A 22702-nucleotide genomic window follows, 5' to 3' on the forward strand; every position below is an offset into this window, starting at 1 on the left:
ATGGCAAACAGCAAACGGGATCTGTTCCTCAAGCGCCGCCTGCGCGTCCGGAACAAGCTTCGCAAGATGGCCGCTGGTCGCGCCCGTCTTTCGGTGCATCGTTCGTCGAAAAACATCAGCGTTCAGCTGATCGACGACGTCAACGGTCGCACTCTGGCCGCCGCTTCCACGCTCGAGAAGGATCTCGGTGTGGTCGGCAAGAACAACGTCGAAGCGGCAGCCAAGGTTGGCGCCGCGATCGCCGAGCGTGCGAAGAAGGCCGGTGTCGAAACCTGCTACTTCGACCGCGGTGGCTTCCTGTTCCACGGGAAGATCAAGGCGCTCGCCGACGCAGCCCGCGAAGGCGGTCTGAAGTTCTAAGACTGGTGGGGGACGTTCGCGTCCCCCCGATGATCCGGGCCGCGCCCTTCGGGGCGGGGCACCTGGATTGAGACAAACGGCGTGAGACCACGCCATCACGAGAAGGAATGCCTCATGGCAGAACGAGACAACCGCCGGGGCCGCCGCGACGACCGCGACGAAAACCCGGAATTCGCCGATCGCCTCGTCGCGATCAACCGCGTGTCGAAAACCGTGAAGGGTGGTAAGCGCTTTGGCTTCGCAGCCCTCGTGGTCGTCGGCGACCAGCGTGGCCGTGTCGGCTTCGGCAAAGGCAAGGCCAAAGAGGTTCCGGAAGCGATCCGCAAAGCCACCGAGCAAGCGAAGCGCAACCTGATCCGCGTCCCGCTGCGCGATGGCCGCACGCTGCACCACGACATCGAGGGCCGTCACGGCGCTGGTAAGGTCGTGATGCGCACCGCACCGGAAGGTACCGGGATCATCGCCGGTGGTCCGATGCGTGCCGTGTTCGAGATGCTGGGCGTGAAGGACGTCGTGTCGAAATCGACCGGCACCCAGAACCCCTACAACATGATCCGTGCCACGCTGAACGGTCTGACCCGCGAAGCAAGCCCCCGTCAGGTGGCTGCGCGCCGCGGCAAGAAAGTGGCCGACATCCTCAAGAAGCCCGAGGCCGAGGCACCTGCCGAAGCCACGGAAGCGTAAGGAGAGCGATCAATGGCTACCATCGTCGTCAAGCAGATCGGTTCGCCGATCCGTCGTCCCGCCATCCAGCGTGCCACGCTGAAAGGCCTGGGTCTGGACAAGATGAACCGTACCCGTGAGCTGGAAGATACCCCGGCCGTGCGCGGTATGGTCGCGAAGATCCCGCACCTCGTCGAAATCGTCGAAGAGCGTGGCTGAACCGACCGGTTCATCTGAGTAACGAAGCGCCCCGACCGAAAGGCCGGGGCGTTTTGCATTTGTAGCGCTTGGCTTCTGGCGGGGCAGGTGCGGAGAGGCCGCCCGCGTGTGACGGATCGTCCGCCTGATACGCGTCCTCCAAGGCCGAGAGACGGGCCGCATGTTTCGCCGGAATGAACGCCGCCTGCGGAGGTGACGTCGAGGCGCCTCGGACCGCGATCACGGTGTTGGTGCCGCTGAAATCTGTTCCATATCGGCGGTGAAAGCGTCTCGCCCTCTCCGGTCTGAGGCGATCGGACATGGTACATCCGCGTATGGCGGTTTTGGGCGAAATTGGGGCCGTCGCGCGCCGCACCCGATAACGGCATGTCATTTCTTTAATATTTATTCACGATTTCCGGAACCGATTGTGACACACTGGGTTGGTTGGATATCGTTGCATCCTGCAATAGGGTGCTGCGCTTCAAGACTGAGGGACGGATCGAGATGTTTGAGAAAATCATGGTTCCGGTCGACCTGCGTCACGTCGAGAAGATGGACAAGACGTTGAGAGTCGCTTCGGAAATCGCAGCGAAACACGACGCGGAAGTCGTTTTCATAGGTGTTACGAGCCAGGAGCCGAGCGAATTCGGCCATAATGCCAAAGAATATGCCGCGAAGCTGGACGCTTTCGCGGATAGTCATGCCAACGAATTCGGGCACAAGGCCTCGGGGAAGGCGGTCGTCGTGCCCGATCCTGCCGTGGATCTCGACAAGACGTTGCTGAAGGTGGCCGACGATCTCGAGGCCGATCTCGTCGTGATGGCCACGCACGTGCCCAACGCGGCCAACTATCTCTTTGCCTCGCATGGGGGACATCTGGCCGCGCACAGCGATGCGTCGGTCTTCCTCGTACGCGGATAAGCGGACCAACATAACCAATAAGGACAGGAGGACGGCATATGGCCGAACCTGAAGAAGTTCAGGGTATCCCTGCCCCCGAAGGGGACACGCAACTCATCGAAACCGATTACGAAATCGGTCAGGACAACCTGGAAGGCCAAGTCGGGCCCTTCGGTTTCGACATTCACAACCCGGTTTTCATGATCTCGGCGCTGACGATCGTGGCCTTCGTCTTCTATGCGCTAGCCCTGCCCGAACAGGCGAGCGAGATCTTCGGCGCAATGCGTCCGTGGCTGACCTCGACTTTCGACTGGTTCTTCATGAGCGCCGCGAACATCTTCGTCATCTTCTGTCTCGCCCTGATCGTCTCGCCCTATGGCGCGGTGCGCCTGGGGGGCACGGATGCCGAGCCGGACTTCACCTATATGGGCTGGTTCGCGATGCTCTTCGCGGCCGGTATGGGCATCGGTCTGATGTTCTTCGGCGTGCTCGAGCCGGTCTATCACATGGCGGTATCGCAGCCGTTGGGCACGCCTTCGCCCTTCGATGCGGATGGCAACCTGATCCCGGAGAATGTCGCCCGGGCCAAGGAAATGGGCCTCGCCGCAACGATCTATCACTGGGGTCTGCACCCTTGGGCGATCTACGCGGTCGTGGCGCTCGCGCTGGCGCTGTTCTCCTATAACAAGGGGCTGCCGCTGACGATCCGCTCGGCTTTCTATCCGATCTTCGGTGAGAAGGTCTGGGGCTGGACCGGCCACATCATCGACATCATCGCGGTGTTTGCGACACTGTTCGGTCTTGCGACCTCGCTCGGTTTCGGCGCGCAGCAGGCGAATGCGGGTCTCAATCACGTCTTCGGCGTTCCGATCAACACGACGGTGCAGATCATTCTGATCACCATCATCACCGGCGTTGCGTTGTTCTCGGTGCTGCGCGGCCTCGACGGCGGCGTGAAGCTGCTCTCGGAGATCAACATGGGCATCGCGGCGCTGCTGCTGCTCTTCGTTCTCTTCGCGGGTCCGACCCTGATGATCTTCACCGATTTCGGTCAGGGTCTTCTGGCCTATGCCAAGGACATCATTCCGCTGTCGAACCCGATCGGGCGCACGGATGACAGCTATCGCGACGGTTGGACCGCGTTCTACTGGGCGTGGTGGATTTCCTGGTCGCCCTTCGTCGGTATGTTCATCGCCCGGGTGTCGCGTGGCCGTACCGTGCGCGAGTTCATCATCTGCGTGCTGCTGATCCCCTCGCTCGTCTGCGTGCTGTGGATGGCGGTCTTCGGTGGCGTCGCGATCGACCAGGTGATTTCGGACCCGGCAGGCTCGCTGGTGAAGGCGCAGGTCATCGATAGCTACAACCCGCCGCTGTCGCTGTTCGCGATGCTGGAGGGTCTCCCGCTGACCTCGATCACCTCGGTCATCGCGATCATCCTGGTGATCGTGTTCTTCGTGACCTCCTCGGACTCCGGGTCGCTCGTGATCGACACGATCACGGCAGGCGGCAAGGTCGACGCACCGGTGCCGCAGCGTGTGTTCTGGGCCACCTTCGAGGGCGCGGTCGCGATCGTGCTGTTGATCGGCGGCGGTCTGAGCGCGCTACAGGCGATGGTGATCTCGACCGGTCTTCCCTTCACGCTGGTTCTGCTGGTGATGTGCTGGGCGATCTGGAAGGGTCTTCGGACCGAGCCTCGGTAAACTGAGGGACACTTGAGACAGAGAGGCGCGCGGGGGGAAACCCCGCGCGCCTTTCGCTATGCGCAGGGCGTCTGGAAACGCGGCGCGACTGCGTATATGACCCGGCGCATGTCTGACGGCGCGACCCTTACTTCTGCGAGCCATATCGCGATTTCCGATCTGGGCCACGATCTCGACGGTCGCCCGGTGCTGGAGGGGATTTCGCTTGAGACCCGTGCCCGCCGCATCGGCGTGGTGGGGCGCAACGGATCGGGAAAATCTACCCTCTCGCGGCTGATGGCCGGGCTGATTGCGCCGAGCCGGGGCAGCCTGCGGATCAACGGCCACGATCTGGCCGCCGACCGCAAGGCCGCGCTGCGCGAGGTCGGCATCCTGTTCCAGAACCCCGATCATCAGATCATCTTCCCCACCGTGATCGAGGAGATTTCCTTCGGGCTGCGCCAGCAGGGGATGAGGAAAACCGAAGCCGAGGCTGCGGCGGAAGAGACGCTCGCGCAGTTCGGCAAGGCGGCGTGGCGCGATGCCTATGTCACGACGCTCAGCCAGGGCCAGAAGCAGCTTCTATGCCTGATGGCGGTGAGCGCGATGGCTCCGAACCTGCTGATCTTGGACGAGCCCTTCTCCGGTCTCGACATCCCGACCAAGGCGCAGCTGGGTCGCGCGCTGACGCTCTATCGCGGGACGCTGGTGCAGGTGACCCACGACCCGCGCGAGTTGGAGCATTACGACGAAATCCTCTGGCTCGACCAAGGGCGGCTGCGAATGCATGGCTCGGCGCGCGAGGTGCTGCCCGCCTATGTCGAAGAGATGACCCGCGCGGGAGAGGCCGATGATATCGCTCAGCTCTCCCGTTAAGACCGCCGCCCATGACTGGCCTGCGGGTTTGAAACTCGCAGCGCTCTGCCTCGCGACCGTGGGTCTGTTCTATATAGAAAGCCCGCTGATCCTCGCGGGCGTCGTCACGGCGATCCTGATCGCCTATGCCTTGCCCGGTCGCGCCTTCTTGCGCGCGGGCCTGTCGGCGCTGAAGCTGCTCTGGCCGTTTATCGTCATCGTCGCGATCTGGCAGGTGGTTATCGGCGAGATCGCGGAAGGCGCGGTGATCGTGATGCGGATGATCTCGGCGGTGGCGCTGGCGAACCTCGTGTCGATGACGACGCGGCTCAGTGATATGATCGCGGTCGTGCGCTGGCTGACGACTCCTTTGCGCCGCTTCGGGCTGTCGACCGCCGCGCTGGAGATCGCGATCGCTTTGGTGATCCGCATGGTGCCGGTGCTGACCAACAAGGGTGCGCGCCTGACCGAGAGCTGGCGCGCCCGGGCCACGCGGCGGCCGAGCTGGCGGCTGGTGCTGCCCTTCACGCTTCTTGCGCTTGACGATGCCGACCATGTCGGCGATGCGCTACGGGCCCGGGGAGGGCTCACATCCGAGAGGGAGACTTGAGATGGAAAAGAATGTCGCGCTGATCGCGCTGTTTGCGGCCCTGATCGCGGTACTCGCGCTGATCCCGAAGATCACGCTGGGCTTCGGTGTGCCGATCACGGCGCAGAGCCTTGGGATCATGCTGGCCGGCGCCGTTCTGGGCTCGAAGCGTGGTGCTCTGGCGGTCCTGCTGTTCCTGCTGCTGGTGGCCGTTGGTCTGCCGCTGCTGGCCGGCGGTCGTGGGGGCCTCGGCGTCTTCTTCGGTCCGACGGGCGGGTTCCTGTTCAGCTGGCCGCTGGCCGCGTGGCTGACCGGCTTCGTCGTCGAGAAATGGCGCTCGGTTCCGCTGGGCGCATCGGTCTTCGTAGGGTCGATCCTTGGTGGGATCGTGCTGTCCTACGCGATGGGAATCGTCGGGCTGTCGCTTGCGCTCGGCAAGAGCCTGATCGAAAGCACCTCGCTAATGGTCGTCTTCATCCCCGGCGATCTGATCAAGGCGCTGATCGTTGCGGCGCTGACCGTCTCTCTGGCCCGCGCACGGCCTTCCAGCGTCCTGTCGCGGAACTGAGGGACGCGGCGTGGCGCTGCTTCTGATCCATACGGGCGGGACGATCGGCATGGTCGCCTCTGATGCGGGTTTCGTACCGCAGCAGGGCGTGGTCGAGGATTTCCTCGCGACCCTGCCCGAGGGGCGCGAGGTTGAGACCCTACGTCTCGATCCGCTGATCGACAGCGCCAATGCCACACCCGCCGATTGGGATCGGATCGCCGAGACCATCGCCGCGCATCACGACCGTTTCGACGGGGTGATCGTGACCCACGGCACCGATACGCTCGCCTATACGGCGGGGGCTTTATGCTTCGCGCTCGAAGGGCTGGGCAAGCCGGTGATCGTGACCGGCTCGATGCTGCCGCTTTCGGTCGAGGGCAATGACGGCGCGCGCAATCTGCGCGACGCGATTGCGGCGGCGCGGACAGCTACGCCAGGCATATGGGTGCAATTCGCCGGACGCCTGTTGCACGGCGCGCGGGTCCGCAAAAGCCACTCGCGCGCTTTCGATGCCTTCGCCGCCGATCCTTCCGACATCCCGCCCTGCCAGCCGGGGCCGCGCCTGATCCGTCATCCGGTCAGGCCCGCGCGGATCGCCGTTCTGGCCGTTGCGCCGGGGGCGGAGGAGAGCCTGCTCGACCATGCAGCCAAGACCTGTGACGGTCTGGTGCTGCGCTGCTACGGCTCGGGGACTGCGCCCGACACGCCCGGCCTGCGCGCGGCGCTTGCCACGGCGCAGGCCCGCTCGGCCCCGGTCATCGGGGTCAGCCAATGTCCCGAGGGAGGGATGGCGCTCGGCACCTATGCGGCGGGGGCGGTCCTGCGCGATCACGGGGTGATCGACGGGCGCGACATGACGCCGGAGTCGGCCTATACAAAGCTCTCCCATGTCCTTTCGCTCGACGATCCGCAGACGCGGGCGGCGCGCCTCTCCCGGTCGCTCTGCGGAGAATACACGCCCTGAGCCTTGGGGCTCACGCCGGTTTTTCGGAACGCCTTCGCCCGTCCTCCCGTTAGGAGAGCGAACCCCGAAAAGGAGCACCCCCATGGCGGAAGGCAATAACAAGCCGAAATCTTCCAATTCGAAAGCGTCGAGCCAGAAACGGTCGCGCAAGGCCACCGGGGTTGCGCCCGTCCAACAGCTCCAGAGCCGCGTCGAGGCCTATCGCGAGCTCGCCGAGGCCTATGTGAAATACCCCTGCGTGATGCGTCCGGGCGATCTGACCGGGCTTGCGCGTCGCCTGCATGTGCGCTCGACGATCATCGAGGACCACGCGGTGCGCATCGACGAGAAGGCCGAGGGCGCGAGCGAGAAATTCGAGGAACTGGCGGATTCGCTGTTCTCCTTCTTCCGCGGCACCTCGCTGCTGTTTCACCGCGACATGCTGGGCGAGGATGAGCGGATGCCGACGGTGCTCGCGCTCGGGGATGTCCATCCGGAGAATTTCGGGATCATGCCCAATGCCGATAACGTGCCGATCTTCGGCGTGAACGATTTCGACGACGTGCTCTACGGGCCCTTCACCTGGGATCTGAAGCGCGGCATCACGGGCTTTCTGATCGCCGCCAAGGAAGAGGGAGACCAGAAGAAGAAGCACCGTGAGAAGATCGTGCGCAAATTCGTCGAAGGCTATCGTGACGGGATGGAATTCTATGCCCGCCACGACAAGGAGGCGAGCCAGCAGATGCGCCCCGATAACAGTCCGAAGGTGATCCGGCGGATGTTCAAGAAGGCGCGCAATAGTCGGAAGGAATGGCTCTGGGATCGCTATCTCAACGAGACCGGGCGGGGCTTCCGGGCGAATGACGAACTGACGCCGATCTCCAGTCGGATCTCGGAGTTTCAGGGTTACATCAACGACGTGGCCAAGCAGAACGGGATCGATCCCGGTGGGCGCGCCGGGCAGCTGAAGGTGAAGGATGTGTGCATCCGCCATGGGCAGGGCACGGCCTCGCTGGGGCTGCCGCGCTACTATTGCCTGATCGAAGGTCCGAGCAAGAATGCCAGCGACGATCTGATCATCGAGTTCAAGCGTGCCCGGCAGTCCGCGCTCGAAGGTCTGGTCCCGGAGAACGATTTTGTCGCCGGTGAAAAGGGCGACCGGATCGCGCATGGCCAGCGGGTGCATCTGGCGCATGGCGATGTCTTCTACGGCAGCGTGGAGATCGACGATATGAGCTTCATGTCGCGCGAACGTGCACCGTTCCGCGACGATATCGACCTCGACGATCTGTCGAAGGACAGCTGGCGTGACTATGCCCATGCCTGCGGGCAGGCGCTGGCGCAGGCCCACGCGCGCTCCGACGATGCGGGCGAGCTGGACTACCGGATCGAGCCGCGCATCATCGAGGCGATGCAGCCCTTCGATCTGTTCGTCGACGATCTGCTGTGTTTCGGGCGAGAGGCGGTGAAGCGCCTCAAGCGTGACCACAAGTTCTTCAAGATGGATCTGAAACGCGGCGCTTTCGACATGACGCAGAAGCACTACCGCTAAGCTCTCGTACTCGCGTTGACACGGTCTCCCCAGACGGGGCGGCCGTTTCCCAATGAGCGCAGCTAGTCGCGTGACGGCGGTGTCGTGCTTGCGCGAGCGCCTTCCTGTCGTTACTCCGCGATTATGGCGGTGAAGCGTACGACATTGATGGATGTGGCGCGGGCGGCGGGCGTGTCCCGCGCGACGGCCTCGCTCGTCATTCGCGGCTCGGACCTCGTGGCGGCAAAGACGCGCGAGAAGGTCGAGAAGGTCATCGCCGAGCTCGACTACGTGCCCAATAGCGGCGCGGCACGTCTGCGCGGTCAGAAAAGCCGCACTATCGGCGTGATCATTCCGAACCTCGTGAACAGCTTCTTCTCGGAATTCGTCGAGGGGATCGAGGCCGAACTGGACGAGCAGGGCTATCAGGTCATGCTCGCCAGTTCGCGGGACGACCCGGAAAGGCAATCGGGTCTGCTCCGCCGGTTGCGCGAGCATGACGCGGAGGGGATCATCCTGTTTCCCGCCGAAGGGACCGAGCCGGATACGATAGAGAAGCTGGTCGCGGCTGGCGTGCCGCTGGTGCAGGCGATGCGCCACGTGGGCCGCGATCTCAGCGATTTCGCAGGCTCCGATCACGGCCTCGCGGTGCGGCTGAGCGTTCGGCATTTGCGCGATCTCGGCCATCGACGGATATCCTTCGTCGCGCTCGCGGGGGAGGTTTCCACGCGGGATGAACGTCTCGCGGCCTTCGAGGAGGAGATGCGGGCTCAGGAGCTCATCAATGCTGGGGTGATCGACGTGCCGCTCGCATGGGATGGCTCGCCGCAATCGGCCGCGATGCTGATGGCGCTCGAGCCACGCCCGACCGCAGCGATCTGCTTCAACGACATCCTCGCCTCGGGCCTGCTGCGGGGACTGTTCGATCTGGGGCTGATGCCCGGCCGCGATCTTTCGGTGGTGGGCCACGACAACCTGTCCTTCATCGATCTCGGTGCGCCGCCGCGCCTGACCACGGTGCAGGTCTTCCCGCGCCAGATCGGCGCGGCTTCGGCGCGCCTGCTGCTGCGGCGAATCGCAGATCCGGGCGCAGAGCGGAAAACCGAGATCGTGACGCCGCGCCTGCGGGTGCGCGACACCACCGGTCCCGCCGACTGATCCCAACTTACCCCGACGTCTTCCACTCACGCATCCGTGATTTGCGACTCGGAATTTAGATCGTTCTAATTAGATCGATCTAAATTGGCATGCCCGACCGTTGAGGAGCGCGAGGGCATGTGGTTACACGCAGGGAGGCGACGTGTATCACTTCAACTTCACGCCCGTATTCGAGAACCTGGACCTGCTGCTTTACGGCGCATGGCTGACCATCCGCCTGTCTTTCGCGGCGATGCTTCTGGGACTGATCGTGTCGGTCCTCGGGGCTGCTGCGCGCACCTCGCATTCGAAGGTGCTGCACGCGATCGTCGGCGCCTATGTCGAGATCATCCGCAACACGCCCTTCCTCGTGCAGATTTTCTTTCTGTATTTCGGGCTGCCCGCGATCGGGATTTCTCTCGATCCGAATGTCGCGGCGCTGATCGCTCTGGTGATCAATGTCGGCGCGTACGGGACCGAAATCACCCGCGCCGGGATCGAATCCGTGCCCCATGGCCAGATCGAGGCAGGGCGCGCGCTGGGTCTCGGGCCGATCCAGATTTTCCGCTACGTGATCCTGAAACCGGCGCTGCGCAACGTCTATCCGGCGATGACGAGCCAGTTCATCTACCTGATGCTGACCTCGTCGGTCGTCTCGACTATCTCCGCAAACGATCTGGCCTCGGTAGGGGCGGATCTGAACGCCAAGACCTTCGCCAGCTTCGAGATCTACCTCGTCGTGACCGCGCTCTACCTCGTTCTCTCGCTGCTGTTCTCGGGCCTCTTCAAGCTCGTCCAGAACGCCATTTTCAACTATCCTGCGAGCCGCTGACATGATCCGCCAATTCGGTCCCTCCGACATCCTGTTCATCATCGAGGCCGTGCGCTGGACGCTTCTGCTGTCGGTCATCGCCTTCATCGGCGGCGTAATCGGCGGGCTGTTCGTGGCACTCGCGCGCAGCTCGGGCTCGAAGGCTCTGCGCCGGATCAGCGCCGGGTTCATCCGGATCTTCCAGGGCACCCCGCTCCTGATGCAGCTGTTCCTGTTCTATTTCGGTCTGACCGTGCTGAACCTGCCGATCAACCCGCTGCTGGCGGCGGCGATCGCGCTGACCTTCCATGCCAGCGCCTATCTGGGCGAGATCTGGCGCGGCTCGATCGAGGCGGTGCCGTCGGGGCAGACCGAGGCCGCGACTGCGCTTTCGCTGAGCTATCGCGACCGGATGCAGCATGTGGTTCTGCCGCAGGCGGCGCGGATCGCCGTAGCCCCGACCGTCGGCTTCCTTGTGCAGCTGATCAAGGGCACCTCGCTGACCTCGATCATCGGCTTCACCGAGCTGACGCGCGCCGGTCAGATCGTCAACAACGCGACCTTCGACCCCTTCGTGGTCTTCGGGCTGGTGGCCGCGATCTACTTCATCATCTGCTGGCCGCTGTCGCTTTATGCGCGCCGGCTGGAAGGGCGGATGCGCCTCGCATTCACCCGCTGATTTTTCACCCGCTTCAGGTTTAGGAGGAGTAAAACATGAAGTTTCTCAAGACAGTCGCAACGGCGGCCCTGACGGTCGGCGCATTGATGGCAGGCCACGCGCAAGCCACCACGCTCGATCAGGTCGAGAAGGCCGGCGTGCTCAAGGTCGGCATGCTCGTCGATTTCCCGCCCTTCGGTCTGATGGGCACCAGCGGCAAGCCCGAAGGCTATGACGCGGATACCGCCAAGGCGCTCGCCGACTACCTGGGCACCAAGATCGAGATCGTGCCGGTGACCGGCCCGAACCGTATCCCCTACCTGCTCTCAGGTCAGGTCGATGTGCTGGTCGCCTCGTTGGGCATCACGCCAGAGCGCGCCAAGCGGGTCGATTTCTCGCGCCCCTATGCCGGAATCGAGATCATGGTCTACGGCAAGAAAGAGGAAAAGGTCTCGAAGCCGGCTGATCTGTCTGGTGAATCTGTCGGCGTCGTGCGCGCCTCGACGCAGGACGCGGGCGTGACCAAGGTCGCCCCCGACGACACCACGATCCGCCGCTTCGACGACGACGCGGCCGCAGTGCAGGCACTCCTCTCGGGGCAGGTGCCGCTGATCGGTGTGTCCAACGTCGTGGCCGCGCAGATCGCGAAGGCTGCGCCGGGTCGCTTCGACGAGAAGTTCCCGCTTTCGAGCCAGGTCCAGGGCATCGCGGTCGAGCCGGGCGCAGACAAGCTTCTGGCCAAGATCAACGCGTTCGTCGGCTCCGCAATGAAAGACGGCACGATGGACAAGATCTCGCAGCAGTGGCTGGCGACGGACATCCCCGATTTCGTCCGTAACGGATCGGCCGAGGAAGCCGCGACACCGAAATCGGCCTCGAACTGATCTCACCCCACATCCGGCGCAGCCCCGCGCTGCGCCGGGTCACCCTACAAGGCATCCCATGACACAAGCACAGCAGCCCGCCGTCGAGATGCGCGGCGTCACCAAGTTCTTCGGTGCGTTTCAGGCGCTGAAGTCGATCGATCTGACGGTCGAACAAGGCGAGCGGATCGTGATCTGCGGTCCGTCCGGCTCCGGCAAGTCGACCCTGATCCGCACGCTCAACCAGCTCGAAGAGATTCAGGATGGCACGATCACCGTCGACGGGATCGAGCTGACGGCAGGCGGCGAGAACGTCGCCAAGGTGCGCCGCGAAGTCGGGATGGTCTTCCAGCAATTCAACCTGTTTCCCCACCTGACCGTGCTGCAGAACTGCACGCTCGCGCCACTCAAGACGCGGCGGGCGGACAAGGCCGGGGCGGAGGCGACCGCGCGCAAATATCTGGAGCGCGTGAAGATCCCCGAGCAGGCGGACAAATTTCCCGCCCAGCTTTCGGGCGGTCAGCAGCAGCGGGTCGCGATTGCGCGGGCGCTCTGCATGGAGCCGCGGATCATGTTGTTCGATGAGCCGACCTCGGCGCTCGACCCCGAGATGGTCAAGGAGGTGCTCGACACGATGATCGACCTCGCCCGTGAAGGCATGACGATGCTCTGCGTGACCCACGAGATGGATTTCGCCCGTGCCGTCGCCGATCGTGTGATCTTCATGGAGCAGGGCGCGATCATCGAAGAGGGGCCGCCGGCAGAGTTCTTCGGCAATCCGAAGTCGGAGCGTCTGCGCAACTTCCTGGGGCAGATCTCATGAGTGATGATGCCAAACCCTCCCCGTCGATCCTCGCGCTGATCGAACTGAAGCCCGCCGACATGATGGAAGCGTTCTGTGCCGAGCATTCGGTCACCCGCGATGCCACAGCGCGCGAGGGCATCGAGATCGTGCTGACCAGTGGCGCGCGCGGCCTCTCCGGCGAGGAGATCGCCGAATTTCCCGACCTGCGTCTGATCGCGGTCAATGGCGTCGGCACCGATGCGGTCGATCTGGATGCGGCGGCCGCGCGCGGCATCCATGTGACGACCACGCCCGACGTGCTGTCGGAAGCGGTGGCCGAGCTGGCGCTGGGTCTCGCTATCTCGGTGCGGCGGCGGATCGGCGAGGGCGAGCGGTTGCTTCGCTCGGGCGGCTGGTCGAACGGGCAGAAACCGCGGCTCGGTCAGGCGCTGACCGGTTGCCGTGCGGGTATTCTCGGCTATGGCCGGATCGGGCGCGCACTGGCGGACATGCTGCGCGCGCTGGGGGTTGATGTGATCTATCATGCCCGCAAGCCCCATGATGACGCCCCCGAGGCATGGCGCCCCGACGCCCGGACGCTGGCCGCCGAAAGTGACGTCCTGTTCGTCACGCTCTCGGCCACGCCTGAGACGCGGTATATTGTCGATGCGCCGGTGTTGGAGGCGCTCGGCTCCGAAGGCACCTTGGTCAATGTCGCGCGCGGCTCGGTCGTCGACAGCGCGGCGCTGGCTGCGGCCTTGCATGGCGGCACGCTCGGCTCTGCCGCGCTCGATGTATTCGAGGTCGAACCTGTCGCGCCCGATGGGGCGGAGGACGGTCTTTTGCGCGCGCCGAACACGCTTTTCACGCCACATATCGCTTCGGCCACGAACGAGGCGCGACGCGCGATGGCGCAGCTGGTGATCGCGAATATCGACGCCTATCTGGCCGGAGCCCCGCTTCCGAGCCCGGTAGGGCCCGCCTGATCGGAGCCTTGCATGCTGGACTTTCTCTGCATCGGCGAGCCTCTCGCCGAGTTCACAAACGACCCTGCAACGCCCGATCTGTTCCACCGCCGGCTTGGGGGCGACACGCTGAATGCGGCGATCTACCTCGCGCGGCTGCGGCCCGATCTGCGGGTGGGCTACCTTTCGCGGCTCGGTTCGGACGGGATGAGCCGCTGGATGCGCGATACGATCGCGCAGGAGGGGGTCGAAATCGAGGCAATCGGGTCCGAGGCCGATGGCAGCCCGGGGCTGAGCTTCATCGCCACCGATGCCACGGGCGAGCGCAGCTTTACCTATTGGCGCGATCAGGCGCCGGCGCGCCGGATGTTCGGCGCCGACGGGGAGGAGGTCGCGGCGCTCGGTCAGGCACGCGTCCTTTTGTTCTCGGGCATCACCTTGGCGATCCTTCCCGACACGGCGCGCAGCCGTTTGCTGGCGGAGTTGGACGCGCTGCGCCAGCGCGGGATCACCGTCGCCTATGACACGAATTACCGCCCGCGGCTCTGGCGTGACAGGGCCGAGGCGGCGGAGTGGACCGAGCGCGCCTTGGCAGTGACGAGCCTCGCGCTGCCCTCGCTCGACGATCTCGCGGCGCTTTGGAACGAGACCGACCCCGAGGCGATCATGGCGCGCTGCGAGAAACACGCAGCGGGCGCCATCGTGCTGACGACGGGCGGCGGCGCGGTGCTCGCGCGCGACGCATCGGGGGCGACGCTGCGCGTTGCGCTGCCCGATCCCGTCGCGGCTGTCGACACGACTGCAGCAGGCGACAGTTTCGATGCCGCTCTCCTCTCGGCCCTGCAGCGCGGTAAAACGCTGGAGGCCGCAATTCTCGACGGTGCGCGTCTCGCAAGCCGAGTCGTCCGTCATCCCGGCGCGATCATCCCGCGCGATGCCATGAAAGAAGAGGTTGCACACCATGCAGCGTGACCAGATCGCAAGCGCCGCAGAGGCGCTGGCTGCCGCGAATGACGGCGAGACGCTCGAGGCGCTGACCCCGCTGCCTGTCACGCCGGCGGAAGCCTATGCCGTGCAGGCCGAGAGCCTGCGCCATCTCGGCCCCGTGGGGGGCTGGAAACACGCGCTGCTGGGCGGGCAGGACCTGTCCTGCGCCCCGGTTCTGGGTCGCGCGATCCATCGCTCGGGTGCGACCCTTGCCGTTGCGCCCCATGCGCGGCTCGAACTGGAAATCACGGTGCGGCTGCGTGCCGATATTTCGCCCGAGGCCAAATCTCACGAGATTCTGGAAGCGATCGGCAGCGTTCATGTCGCCTTCGAAGTGCTCCAGTCGCGCTTCACCACGCTCGAAAAGCAGCCGCCGCTGGCACAGATGGCGGATCGGTTCTCGAACCGGGCGATCGTCATGGGAGATGAGGTGCCCGATTGGCAAACCCGTGACCTCTCGCGCCTGTCGCTTGCGATCGGCGCGCCTGCCGAGCCGCCTGAAATGGCCGCTGGGATGTCACTTTCCGAGATCGTGTCCTTCCTCGGCTTCCTCGCCGAGCGCGCCACCGTGATCGGGCCGGGGCTGCGGGCGGAGCATTGCATCGTCACCGGCGCGCGCATCGGCCCGCAGCCTCTGCCGGTGGGGGTGCAGCTGCACGGGGGGCTCGAAGGCTGTCAGGTTTCGCTGACCACGTGCGCGCTCTGAAAACTCATCGGTTTGACGGAGAGATAGCCGGCCCTGCTTCGAAAGAGGCGGGGCCTTCGTATTCCGCCCTCGCCGCCGGGAACGGGGGCAGGCTTTGTCGAGAGTCGCCCCGTGGGCGAAAACTGAATTTTTCGGGGAAAGGTGGAGGCGAGTACCGGAATCGAACCGGTGTACACGGATTTGCAATCCGGGAAGAAAACGTTGCTTTTCAATGGCTAAGTGTTTCAAAAAGTCACGGACAGATCGTGAACCATTCGTGAAAGTTTCAAACGCAAAATTGGCGCCACTGACGCCTTCAGAGCGGAAGAAGACGCATCCGTGCCGTGTTCGGAGTAGCCGCATCCAGACACTTTCTATTGCGTGCCTTTGGGCAGGACGTGGTCTTTTGCTTAGCTTCGCTTGGTTTTGTAGAACTTAAATGTTCGAGTTGCGCACGGTGGTTACGAAGACGTTGCGCTTCGCCGTCCTTGCCTTAATGACCCTGACGGCCGATTCCACGTTAAGTGGCGGATAGACGCATTCCGCAAGCGAACTGCGGTTGCGATTGGCAATGAAGGTTGTCTCGGCAGCGGCCAGGCGCGCCTTGAGACGGCAGTGCGGCGTCAATGTGCAGGCGGCGCTCCCGGACAGGAAACACTCGACCAGAGCCTGGTCTGCCTCGAGATAGGCGACGACGTCGCCCAGAAGGATCTCTTCAGGCCGCCGCGCGAGCACCGCACCACCGCCGCCGCCGCGTCGCGTTTCCAGATAGCCAGCAGCCGACAGTGACGAGATCACCTTTGCCAGATGATTGCGTGAAATACGGAACTCTTCCGCCAGCTCTGCGGTGGTGAACGGTCGATCAGGGGTGCTGGCCATCCCCATGAGGACGCGTAGTCCGAAGTCGGTGAAGGAGGTGAGACGCAAATGCAGCTTCGCGATTTGGTATTTGCAATGCGCATTAAGTGAGTGTAATACGTAATCCAAATACTAATTACCTAGAGAATCCGCAAACTAGAAAGCCTAGCCATGATTTCTGCTCGCGGAAAATCTCGACGGAAGCAGCAGCCTCGAGAACGAGGGGCTCTTTTCACGGATCGAGGCGGCCATGCACTCGCTCGGACAAGAAACGGCAAGACGATGATCCACTCACTCCCTTCCATCATTTTCGCCCGGCCTTCCCAGCTCGAATCGCCTGCGCGCGCCACTAGAATGCTCCAGTCATGAGCGCGGGCGACGACACACTCCCGCGCGCTGCCGACCTAGGCACGTCCGTGCTCGCTCGCCTCTCATGCGTGATCGTGCAACCCGTCCTGACCCGCGTGGTCAGGCGCGTCGCCAAACAGCATCCGTCGCTTTTCTCGCGGCTCGGTCCACATCAGGGGACCGATTTCGTAATCGATCCGGTGGAACTGCCCTTTGCCCTGCACCTGCGACCAGATCCGCAAGCGCTGGTGTTCCGGGCCGTCGCGCGCAATGCGGCGCCCGAAGCGGGAGCCACAATTCGGGGGAAGTTCATGCTGCTTCTGGAGTTGGTCGATTCCGAAGAGGATGGAGATGCCGCGTTCTTCTCCCGCGACCTGGAAGTCACGGGCGACACCGAAGCTGTCGTGCGGCTTCGCAATGCACTCGACGATGTCGATGGATCCATCGCCGAGGAAACCGCTGGAATGTTCGGCCCTGCTGGCCGCGCCATTCTGGCAAGACTGCGCCGCGCCTATCCAACGTGAAGAAAGGACCCCTCGTCCCATGAGCCTCGCCGAACTGATCTGCCCGGCCGGCACGCCCGCCGCCCTGCGCACCGCCGTCGATGCCGGCGCCGATGCGGTTTACTGCGGCTTTCAGGATGCCACCAACGCACGCAACTTTCCCGGACTGAATTTCACCCCGGACGAACTGGCCGCATCGGTCGCCTACGCGCATGACAAGGGCACCAAGGTGTTGCTCGCTTTGAACACCTACCCGCCTGCGGGCAAGGTCGATCTGTGGCGACAAGCCGCTGATACAGGTGCGCTGCTTGGGGTTGATGCTTTCATCGTCGCGGATATGGGCGTGGCAGACTATATCGCGCGCACCCATCCCGGTGTTCGTCTGCACCTGTCAGTTCAGGCCGCCGCCTCCAGTCCCGAGGCGATCCGGTATTATTGCGAGAATTTCGCAGTGAAACGCGTCGTGCTGCCGCGCATCCTGACGATCCCCGAGATCCGTGAAATCCGCAAGGAAATTCCCTGTGAGATCGAGACCTTCATCTTCGGTAATCACGGGCTGATGGTCGAAGGGCGGTGCAGCCTGACCAACTACCTCACCGGGCAATCGACCAACATGGACGGGGTGTGCTCTCCGGCCTCGGACGTGGAATACAAGCGCCACACGGATGGCTCTATGTCCTCGCAACTCGCGGGTTTCACGATCGACTGCTTCGGGGCAGACGAAAAGGCAGGCTACCCGACAATCTGCAAGGGGCGCTATACGGCGCCGCACCGCTCCGAGCCATATTATGCCTTCGAGGAGCCGATCAGCCTGAACCTTTCCCGGTTGCTTCCCGACCTGATCGATGCCGGCGTTCACGCCTTTAAGATCGAAGGTCGCCAGCGATCGAAGAATTATGTCCGAGGTGTGGTGTCGGCCTTCCGGCAGGCCGTTGATGACATCCGCGCGGGTCGAGAGGCGAATATCGCCGATCTGGTCGCCCTGACCGAGGGCCAGAAACAGACCCAGGGCGCGTTCGAGACAAAGAAATGGCGGTAAACGACATGACGAAACTGACCTTGGGCCCCATCGCCTATCACTGGTCCACCCAGACGCGGCGCGACTTCTACGCTCGTGTCGCCGACGAGGCGCCGATTGACGAGGTCTATCTGGGCGAGGTCATCTGCTCGAAGCGCGCGCCGTTTCACGAGGCCGATCTGCCTGCCACGATCGAACGGCTGGAACGCGGTGGTAAGACGGTGATCCTGTCGTCGCTGGCCGAGGTGATGTTGAAACGCGAACGCAAGGCGACAGCCGATCTGGCCGCCATGGAAGCGCCAGAGATCGAGATCAATAACGCGGCGGGCCTGTTTGCACGAGGCAAGCGCCCGCACCGCATCGGTCCGTTCATGAACGCCTATAATGAGGCGACCATCGCCTGGATGGCGGGCCGGGGTGCGACGCATGTCTGCCTGCCGACCGAAATGCCTGCCCCGGCGATTGCTGCGGCCGCTGCGGCGGCGCGCGAGCTTGGGCTGGGGGTGGAAGTGCAGGTGTTTGGCCGTGCTTCGCTTGCGGTGTCCGCACGATGCTATCATGCGCGCGCCCATGGCCGGACCAAGGATAACTGCCAATTCGTGTGCGAAGAGGACGCGGACGGCATGCCCTTGCGCACCACAGACGACCGCCCGATCCTTCGCGTGAACGGTATTCAGACCCAGTCGGAAAGCTACATCGACCTGTTGCCCGAAGCCGGACAGATGATCGTAAACGGCGTCACCCATTTTCGGCTGATGCCACAGGCGGTGGATATGGTTGCAGTGGCTACGACGTTCCGCAACGTTCTGGATGGCACCCACAGCTTGATCGACGGTGAACAAGCGTTGCGCAAACTTTGCGACGGGATTTCGTTCTCCAACGGGTTCTATCACGGTCAAGCGGGGTATCGGCGCATTGCCGCTGCCGCGGCAAACTAATCGCGATAAGGACGCGATAGCTAATTTCGGACTTTCGAGATTCAGGGACCTGGCCGTAGACCTTTGCATTTCTAAACTCGCCGCGGCGACGACGGGAACGCTTTCTTACGCCTTGCTTTACGGTAGTGAACCGGCATCGCCGAGATCATTTGGTTCGAGTTCTCCCGGGTCCGGCGCAGTGCGCGACTTCACTGGTTTGGGTGGAGGGGCCTGCCATGCTTTTAGATTTGCTCCCACAAGGTCGTAAAACTCTGGAACGATACGCTCAATGTCTTCGATAACAGTCCTTCGGCCTCCGAAACGCTTTCCGAGCCCTTCGATCATCAATATCTCAAATCCATGGGGAACGAGGTCCAAATTGTCGGTCTGAATTAGTTCCGGTTCTTCGCGAAGGAGCGAAATGGGCTTCATGGTTGGAGGGCAACGGCCCGGCCAAAGAGCGCGAACAAAAATCCGCTCGTCATTTTGGGGAAGCATCCTCAGCAGCCAATTGAGCCGCGCCTTTGTTGACTTTCGATCAGTCGGCGCTTTGACAGTCATCGAAACTGACACGGTTTTGCGCGCAATGTCTGCACAGAGGTCGATATCTGATGCGCAATCTGGAACCCGGAGCTTCGAGGTCAGCATATGCGTTTCGACGATCGAGCTTATTTGCTCCTTCAATCTTGCTGCAGGATCTTCCCGGAGTTTGCGTTCGACGATGCTGTCAACGCGTGTCCCTACATGGCTCGACATGTGTAGGCATAGGTCGCGTTCTTCGGCGATCCAACTCGCGGCAGACGCTTCAACCTCAGAAGACGATTTCTTCAGCTTTTCGTCATTCGCGACCGATTGGACGATGTCTTTCCATTGAGCTGCCATTTGTGTGAAGCGTTCAACGCCCGTAGCTGGATGAGCCAAGAAGTCATTGAGCTGCGCCAAGAGATAGAACTGTTCAGTATCATCGACAGCGTTCTGATAGCCGAGAATTTCGCAGATCGTGGCAAGCCAGGTCCAGGACCAGTGAAAAAGTGAAACCCTGCGCAGAAGTGTTTTCGGGAGATTCACAGGGGAATGATCCGCCCGAGATACAAACTGATTTGAGACGGTAATAACCGCGTCGATCCCTTGGGCCCGAGCGATCTCGACGTAACGTTGCACCTGCTCGACATCGAGACCGTTTTTGCCGATTTTCGCCTCGATCAAAGCAGACCACCGCGTGCGTCCTGTGTCGATTACGATCAATCCGTCGGGTCGGCAGTTCGCAAAAGCTTTCTCTCGAAAAACCACCTCCGTGAAGGCTTGAACCGTGGTGCGTTTCCCAACACGCACGCCGGTTGAAGCTAAGACTTCCTTCGCCAGAGCGGGGATTTGCGTCATTACAGCGAGGAATATCGAGGCCACACGCTTTTCCTTACTCGTTTCGGCAAGGACCGGGAATAAACGTGCCTCATCACCGCTTGAGAGGAAATCAGGTAATTCTTTCATCATTAGCTCTCCGAGAAATGTATTCGAAGGCTAGCAACTCGAAATCGAACCGTCTACTTTCCTAATTTTCAGGCAGTGGGTTGGCGATTGTGGGCTTTCCAAACTGTTCTAGATTAGAATTTTGGATCGAGGAGTGGCCATCCACTGCACACGGCAGCGATGGCGACTATCTGCTGTGAGCAGCCTCTGGGTTAAGAGGGGCGGAAACCGGACGTTCGCTGCGATCGCAAGTCCGTCGGGCCATTCAGACAGAAGCCGACATTCAAACGCGTGACGCGCAGACCAATTTCTGCATCGCTACATGGCGGATTGTTTAGAGCTACAGCAACAAGGATTGGAAGACGGGACAGGGCCGACCACGAAGACTTCGCTGGTAAAGTCGATTTCAACGATTTCTGCGGAGCGCGTCTCGCACGTCACTGTTGTGGCCATACTGAGTGCGACAAAAACTCAAAAAACTCGGTGCGATCCGCGAAAAGGTTGAAGGAGTGACCCATACAACTTCAATCCAAAACGACGATTCCCGAGTGCTTCTGCTTGTGCTCTGGCTCTACATGAATGGTGATCATCGCGCCTGGCACGTTCTCCTTCAAAGCGGCCTCTACGCGATCACAGATCTCGTGCGCATTGAACACTGTGGTTTCACCAGGGACCACAAGATGGAAGTCAATGAAAGTTGCGCTTCCGGCATGTCTGGTGCGTAGATCATGGGCTTCCAGCGCCCCATCGGCTTCTTTGGCGATAATCTCGCGCACGGTCTCGAGCGTGCCTTGCGGCACTGCCTCGTCCATCAACCCGCTCAGGGACTCCTTCACGATCTTCCACCCCGACCAGAGGATATTGATGGCAACACCGGTTGCCATCAGGGGATCAAGAATCCACCAGCCCGAAACGGTCGCCAGGAGCACTCCAACAGCCACTCCTCCGGAGGTCACAACGTCGGTGAAGAGGTGCCTGCCGTCAGCGATGAGGGCGGGTGACTTTTCGACCTTGCCGCGTGAAACAAGTATCCAAGCCCAGACCGCGTTGATGGCGGTTGCCCCACTGTTCACAAGCAGGCCCTCAATAGGTAGATCGAGGGGGGTGGGGTTCAGGAACCCGAAATACGCTTCGCGCAGGATAAGCAGGGCGGCGACGATGATCATCACACCTTCTAAAACGGCGCTGAAGAATTCGGCCTTGTCGTGACCGTAGGGATGCGTCGCGTCCGCGGGACGCGCCGCAACGCGGATCGCGATGAGCGCCGCGATTGCCGTCGCCACGTTGACTGTGCTCTCGAGTGCGTCTGAAAAGAGCGCAACCGATCCGGTAATCCACCATGCGAATGTCTTGATCGCCAGCACGATCACGCCGACGACGATGCTGCCGATCGCGAGTTTGATGGTCGTGGACATTTGTGGCCTCGTGGATTGACGATGCCCCAACCTGAAGCTGGGGCTCAGCTTGGTAATCGAGCAAAACGCCGTGAAGGGCAACTCTTGGCACTACAAGCAAACACAGCGCAGATACCTATACCCCCTATCCTACGCAAGACTGACGAGATGAGTGATCTGACCGGCGAAAAGACGAAAGTTCTCGGACGCATCCGGCGGATGCGCGGGCAGATGGAAGCAATTGAGCGCGCCATCAACGAGGAGAAGGACTGTGGGGAGATCCTGCATCTGGTCTCGTCCGTTCGGTGCGCCATGGCCGGCCTCACCCACGAACTAATTGACGAGCATCTCCAGCACCATGTGCTTGGTGTGGACGACGAGGACGAGCGAAGAAGAGGCGTTGAGGATTTCTCCTCCGTTCTGCGCAGCTGTCTCAAGTAGCGGTGCGCTTGCATCAGCGATTGCGAGACCTGCCAACAAATTTGACCGCGGCTGACGCCAAGCAAGTCGAAACAGACAACGACGCGTTTCTGGGCGCCAGCCCGACCCGGCGTCTGGCTGCGTGGGGCCGCCCGCGATCGCGACATCGACATGTAGCTTGAGGCCAAGCCACCGCGCCCGGGCGGGGCAGCGGCGTTTCAGAATGGAAGAGCCGGACCATCACCACTGAAAGTCGAGGAAATTGCCCGCACGTCCGGGCGTGCTCGCTTAAAGCCCTCCACGCCAGTTCGAGAGGCGCGTCAGGACTCCATTCAGGGCGTCCGACCAAAATGCCATGAAGTTGGTCGGGGGCTATTGTGGACTCAGCGCGACTCAAGCGAGCGGTAGATTTCCTCTTCTTGGGCAAAGTGCAGCTTCACGACTGCGGCAAAGCCATGTAGCAGACGCTGAAGCTCGTAGCGATCCCCGTCGTCAGGTTCGGTCCGCCCCAGGACCTCGCGCATTTTTCGAAGATCCTGTGATCTGATCCCCGGAAACTGGACCGTTTGAAGCTGGAGTTTTCCGCTACGCTTCCTTGGCTGGAAGAGGAGTGGAA

At 62.4% G+C, this 22702-nt stretch carries 26 protein-coding genes; 22 read left to right on the forward strand and 4 right to left on the reverse strand.

Features of this window, described 5'->3' with window-relative positions; translation table 11 throughout:
• The 18 genes from rplR (at position 1) to B6V76_RS17635 (ending at position 15182) form a co-directional block, all read left to right on the forward strand.
• Entirely contained in the window at positions 1-360 is a 360-nt protein-coding gene (gene rplR, locus B6V76_RS17550; protein ID WP_075773856.1) for a 50S ribosomal protein L18, read from the forward strand.
• Between the two features lie 114 nt (positions 361-474).
• The gene (gene rpsE, locus B6V76_RS17555; protein ID WP_075773857.1) at positions 475-1044 is read left to right on the forward strand and encodes a 30S ribosomal protein S5; all 570 of its coding nucleotides are present in this window, start codon (positions 475-477) and stop codon (positions 1042-1044) included.
• A 12-nt stretch (positions 1045-1056) separates the two neighbouring features.
• Complete coding sequence (rpmD, locus tag B6V76_RS17560) at positions 1057-1242, forward strand: 50S ribosomal protein L30 (RefSeq protein ID WP_075773858.1); 186 nt, start codon at positions 1057-1059, stop codon at positions 1240-1242.
• Positions 1243-1728: 486 nt separating this feature from the next.
• Complete coding sequence (locus B6V76_RS17565; RefSeq protein WP_075773859.1) at positions 1729-2145, forward strand: universal stress protein; 417 nt, start codon at positions 1729-1731, stop codon at positions 2143-2145.
• A 38-nt stretch (positions 2146-2183) separates the two neighbouring features.
• Positions 2184-3824: a BCCT family transporter gene (locus B6V76_RS17570; RefSeq protein WP_075773860.1), complete on the forward strand. Its 1641-nt coding sequence runs from the start codon at positions 2184-2186 to the stop codon at positions 3822-3824.
• 108 nt (positions 3825-3932) lie between these two features.
• A complete protein-coding gene (locus B6V76_RS17575; RefSeq protein WP_240497890.1) occupies positions 3933-4679 on the forward strand; it encodes an ABC transporter ATP-binding protein in 747 nt (248 codons plus the stop codon).
• Positions 4654-5268: an energy-coupling factor transporter transmembrane protein EcfT gene (locus tag B6V76_RS17580; protein ID WP_088728042.1), complete on the forward strand. Its 615-nt coding sequence runs from the start codon at positions 4654-4656 to the stop codon at positions 5266-5268. Before B6V76_RS17575 ends, B6V76_RS17580 begins: the two co-directional genes overlap by 26 nt.
• A 1-nt stretch (position 5269) precedes the next feature.
• Entirely contained in the window at positions 5270-5815 is a 546-nt protein-coding gene (locus tag B6V76_RS17585) for a biotin transporter BioY (RefSeq protein ID WP_075773862.1), read from the forward strand.
• Positions 5816-5825: 10 nt separating this feature from the next.
• Entirely contained in the window at positions 5826-6761 is a 936-nt protein-coding gene (locus B6V76_RS17590; RefSeq protein ID WP_088728043.1) for an asparaginase, read from the forward strand.
• 82 nt (positions 6762-6843) lie between these two features.
• Positions 6844-8292, forward strand: a complete 1449-nt coding sequence (locus B6V76_RS17595; protein ID WP_075773864.1) for a DUF2252 family protein — start codon at positions 6844-6846, stop codon at positions 8290-8292.
• Positions 8293-8415: 123 nt separating this feature from the next.
• Positions 8416-9429 carry a LacI family DNA-binding transcriptional regulator gene (locus tag B6V76_RS17600; protein ID WP_075773865.1) on the forward strand — a complete coding sequence of 338 codons (1014 nt, stop codon included), beginning with the start codon at positions 8416-8418 and terminating at the stop codon, positions 9427-9429.
• Between the two features lie 142 nt (positions 9430-9571).
• On the forward strand, positions 9572-10240 hold the full coding sequence (locus B6V76_RS17605) for an amino acid ABC transporter permease (protein ID WP_088728044.1): 669 nt from the start codon (positions 9572-9574) through the stop codon (positions 10238-10240).
• 1 nt (position 10241) lies between these two features.
• Entirely contained in the window at positions 10242-10898 is a 657-nt protein-coding gene (locus tag B6V76_RS17610; RefSeq protein WP_088728045.1) for an amino acid ABC transporter permease, read from the forward strand.
• A gap of 35 nt (positions 10899-10933) precedes the next feature.
• Complete coding sequence (locus B6V76_RS17615; protein ID WP_088719476.1) at positions 10934-11761, forward strand: transporter substrate-binding domain-containing protein; 828 nt, start codon at positions 10934-10936, stop codon at positions 11759-11761.
• A gap of 58 nt (positions 11762-11819) precedes the next feature.
• On the forward strand, positions 11820-12563 hold the full coding sequence (locus tag B6V76_RS17620; protein WP_075773869.1) for an amino acid ABC transporter ATP-binding protein: 744 nt from the start codon (positions 11820-11822) through the stop codon (positions 12561-12563).
• The gene (locus B6V76_RS17625) at positions 12560-13510 is read left to right on the forward strand and encodes an NAD(P)-dependent oxidoreductase (protein WP_088728046.1); all 951 of its coding nucleotides are present in this window, start codon (positions 12560-12562) and stop codon (positions 13508-13510) included. Before B6V76_RS17620 ends, B6V76_RS17625 begins: the two co-directional genes overlap by 4 nt.
• A gap of 12 nt (positions 13511-13522) precedes the next feature.
• A complete protein-coding gene (locus tag B6V76_RS17630) occupies positions 13523-14461 on the forward strand; it encodes a sugar kinase (protein ID WP_233242998.1) in 939 nt (312 codons plus the stop codon).
• Positions 14451-15182: a hypothetical protein gene (locus B6V76_RS17635; RefSeq protein WP_088728047.1), complete on the forward strand. Its 732-nt coding sequence runs from the start codon at positions 14451-14453 to the stop codon at positions 15180-15182. The genes B6V76_RS17630 and B6V76_RS17635 overlap by 11 nt, the downstream gene beginning before the upstream one ends.
• Before the next feature lie 414 nt (positions 15183-15596).
• Here B6V76_RS17635 and B6V76_RS17640 read toward each other — a convergent pair whose 3' ends face one another.
• Positions 15597-16148 carry an Rrf2 family transcriptional regulator gene (locus tag B6V76_RS17640; RefSeq protein ID WP_346426015.1) on the reverse strand — a complete coding sequence of 184 codons (552 nt, stop codon included), beginning with the start codon at positions 16146-16148 and terminating at the stop codon, positions 15597-15599.
• Between the two features lie 236 nt (positions 16149-16384).
• Between B6V76_RS17640 and B6V76_RS17645 the strand changes: the two genes are divergently transcribed.
• From B6V76_RS17645 to B6V76_RS17655, 3 genes are read left to right on the forward strand one after another with little or no spacing between them, the layout of a single operon-like run.
• Positions 16385-16891 (forward strand): SCP2 sterol-binding domain-containing protein, encoded by a 507-nt coding sequence (locus B6V76_RS17645; protein ID WP_078521076.1) that lies wholly within the window; start codon positions 16385-16387, stop codon positions 16889-16891.
• A gap of 19 nt (positions 16892-16910) precedes the next feature.
• Positions 16911-17909 carry a peptidase U32 family protein gene (locus B6V76_RS17650; RefSeq protein ID WP_088728049.1) on the forward strand — a complete coding sequence of 333 codons (999 nt, stop codon included), beginning with the start codon at positions 16911-16913 and terminating at the stop codon, positions 17907-17909.
• A 5-nt stretch (positions 17910-17914) separates the two neighbouring features.
• Entirely contained in the window at positions 17915-18826 is a 912-nt protein-coding gene (locus tag B6V76_RS17655) for a U32 family peptidase (RefSeq protein ID WP_240497891.1), read from the forward strand.
• A 117-nt stretch (positions 18827-18943) separates the two neighbouring features.
• Here the strand turns inward: B6V76_RS17655 and B6V76_RS17660 are convergent, their stop codons facing one another.
• Together B6V76_RS17660 and B6V76_RS17665 are read right to left on the reverse strand one after the other, a co-directional pair.
• Positions 18944-20296: a hypothetical protein gene (locus B6V76_RS17660; protein ID WP_088728051.1), complete on the reverse strand. Its 1353-nt coding sequence runs from the start codon at positions 20294-20296 to the stop codon at positions 18944-18946.
• Positions 20297-20796: 500 nt separating this feature from the next.
• Entirely contained in the window at positions 20797-21687 is an 891-nt protein-coding gene (locus B6V76_RS17665) for a cation diffusion facilitator family transporter (protein ID WP_088728052.1), read from the reverse strand.
• Positions 21688-21834: 147 nt separating this feature from the next.
• On the opposite strand from B6V76_RS17665, the gene B6V76_RS17670 reads away from it, so the two are divergent.
• Complete coding sequence (locus B6V76_RS17670; protein WP_088728053.1) at positions 21835-22107, forward strand: metal/formaldehyde-sensitive transcriptional repressor; 273 nt, start codon at positions 21835-21837, stop codon at positions 22105-22107.
• 362 nt (positions 22108-22469) lie between these two features.
• Here B6V76_RS17670 and B6V76_RS20090 read toward each other — a convergent pair.
• A partial coding sequence (locus B6V76_RS20090) for a hypothetical protein (protein WP_206184231.1) occupies positions 22470-22702 on the reverse strand: 233 nt, incomplete at its 5' end.

Origin of the sequence: Thioclava sp. IC9 (genome assembly GCF_002213225.1) — a bacterium.
Taxonomy (GTDB): domain Bacteria; phylum Pseudomonadota; class Alphaproteobacteria; order Rhodobacterales; family Rhodobacteraceae; genus Thioclava; species Thioclava nitratireducens.

Bases quoted from the DNA above. Each gene is read 5' to 3' on its own strand.
- rplR (WP_075773856.1), top strand. From the start codon at position 1: ATGGCAAACAGCAAACGGGATCTGTTCCTCAAGCGCCGCCTGCGCGTC.
- rpsE (WP_075773857.1), top strand. From the start codon at position 475: ATGGCAGAACGAGACAACCGCCGGGGCCGCCGCGACGACCGCGACGAA.
- rpmD (WP_075773858.1), top strand. From the start codon at position 1,057: ATGGCTACCATCGTCGTCAAGCAGATCGGTTCGCCGATCCGTCGTCCC.
- B6V76_RS17565 (WP_075773859.1), top strand. From the start codon at position 1,729: ATGTTTGAGAAAATCATGGTTCCGGTCGACCTGCGTCACGTCGAGAAG.
- B6V76_RS17570 (WP_075773860.1), top strand. From the start codon at position 2,184: ATGGCCGAACCTGAAGAAGTTCAGGGTATCCCTGCCCCCGAAGGGGAC.
- B6V76_RS17575 (WP_240497890.1), top strand. From the start codon at position 3,933: ATGTCTGACGGCGCGACCCTTACTTCTGCGAGCCATATCGCGATTTCC.
- B6V76_RS17580 (WP_088728042.1), top strand. From the start codon at position 4,654: ATGATATCGCTCAGCTCTCCCGTTAAGACCGCCGCCCATGACTGGCCT.
- B6V76_RS17585 (WP_075773862.1), top strand. From the start codon at position 5,270: ATGGAAAAGAATGTCGCGCTGATCGCGCTGTTTGCGGCCCTGATCGCG.
- B6V76_RS17595 (WP_075773864.1), top strand. From the start codon at position 6,844: ATGGCGGAAGGCAATAACAAGCCGAAATCTTCCAATTCGAAAGCGTCG.
- B6V76_RS17600 (WP_075773865.1), top strand. From the start codon at position 8,416: ATGGCGGTGAAGCGTACGACATTGATGGATGTGGCGCGGGCGGCGGGC.
- B6V76_RS17610 (WP_088728045.1), top strand. From the start codon at position 10,242: ATGATCCGCCAATTCGGTCCCTCCGACATCCTGTTCATCATCGAGGCC.
- B6V76_RS17615 (WP_088719476.1), top strand. From the start codon at position 10,934: ATGAAGTTTCTCAAGACAGTCGCAACGGCGGCCCTGACGGTCGGCGCA.
- B6V76_RS17620 (WP_075773869.1), top strand. From the start codon at position 11,820: ATGACACAAGCACAGCAGCCCGCCGTCGAGATGCGCGGCGTCACCAAG.
- B6V76_RS17625 (WP_088728046.1), top strand. From the start codon at position 12,560: ATGAGTGATGATGCCAAACCCTCCCCGTCGATCCTCGCGCTGATCGAA.
- B6V76_RS17630 (WP_233242998.1), top strand. From the start codon at position 13,523: ATGCTGGACTTTCTCTGCATCGGCGAGCCTCTCGCCGAGTTCACAAAC.
- B6V76_RS17635 (WP_088728047.1), top strand. From the start codon at position 14,451: ATGCAGCGTGACCAGATCGCAAGCGCCGCAGAGGCGCTGGCTGCCGCG.
- B6V76_RS17645 (WP_078521076.1), top strand. From the start codon at position 16,385: ATGAGCGCGGGCGACGACACACTCCCGCGCGCTGCCGACCTAGGCACG.
- B6V76_RS17650 (WP_088728049.1), top strand. From the start codon at position 16,911: ATGAGCCTCGCCGAACTGATCTGCCCGGCCGGCACGCCCGCCGCCCTG.
- B6V76_RS17655 (WP_240497891.1), top strand. From the start codon at position 17,915: ATGACGAAACTGACCTTGGGCCCCATCGCCTATCACTGGTCCACCCAG.
- B6V76_RS17660 (WP_088728051.1), bottom strand. From the start codon at position 20,296: ATGATGAAAGAATTACCTGATTTCCTCTCAAGCGGTGATGAGGCACGT.
- B6V76_RS17665 (WP_088728052.1), bottom strand. From the start codon at position 21,687: ATGTCCACGACCATCAAACTCGCGATCGGCAGCATCGTCGTCGGCGTG.
- B6V76_RS17670 (WP_088728053.1), top strand. From the start codon at position 21,835: ATGAGTGATCTGACCGGCGAAAAGACGAAAGTTCTCGGACGCATCCGG.